At 49.4% G+C, this 803-nt stretch carries 1 protein-coding gene; it reads left to right on the top strand.

Translation table 11 applies throughout. The features are described from left to right. A partial coding sequence (locus CXF70_RS06695) for an IS256 family transposase (RefSeq protein WP_145990711.1) occupies positions 1-750 on the top strand: 750 nt, incomplete at its 5' end. Positions 751-803 lie beyond the last annotated feature (53 nt).

Below are 803 nucleotides of genomic sequence, written 5' to 3'. Positions count from 1 at the left end.
GTGGAGGCGTTCAAAGCCCGCCCGCTGGACGCTCGCTACGTGTGCGTCTATTTGGATGCGACTTATATTTCACTTAAGCGCGAGACCGTATCCAAGGAAGCCGTCTATATTGCGGTCGGCATCCGGGAGGATGGTTCGAAAGAAGTGCTGGCCTATACAGTAGCGCCTACGGAATCCGCATTCGTTTGGGAAGAAGTCCTAGTGGACTTGAAGGAGCGTGGCGTCGAAGAGGTGCTTCTGTTTATCTCCGACGGCTTGAAAGGCATCACCGATCGCATCTTTTCGGTCTTTCCGGACGCCAAGTATCAGGCGTGCTGCGTGCATCTGTCGCGCGGCATTGCCCACAAAGTCCGCGTCACCGATCGAAAAGAGATTCTCGATGACTTCAAATCGGTCTATCGTGCAGAGAGTCGGGAACAAGGCGAAGAGGCGCTGACCGCCTTTGTCGACAAATGGAAAACCGCTTATCCCAAAGTGACGAAATCCTTGGAAGCGAATCCCTTTATTTTCACTTTCTACAACTTCCCCAAATCCATTTGGCGAAGCATCTATTCAACGAATCTGATCGAATCGTTCAACAAGAAAGTAAAGAAATACAGCAAACGCAAGGAGCAATTCCCGAACGAAGATTCCTTGGACCGCTTCCTGGTTTCCCAGTTTGAGATCTATAACCAGAACTTCTCCACCCGCTGCCATATCGGATTCGATCAAGCTCGCGCAGAGCTGGCTGAGATGTTCAAACAGGCTTAAGAATACATACAAGAAAAGGATTTACTTATTTACACATAATTCTTGACGGTCTC

Origin of the sequence: Planomicrobium sp. MB-3u-38, assembly GCF_002836425.1 — a bacterium.
Classification (GTDB): domain Bacteria; phylum Bacillota; class Bacilli; order Bacillales_A; family Planococcaceae; genus Planococcus; species Planococcus okeanokoites.
Note: the sequence above shows the minus strand (reverse complement) of the source record. Positions and strands in the feature narration are given on the sequence as shown.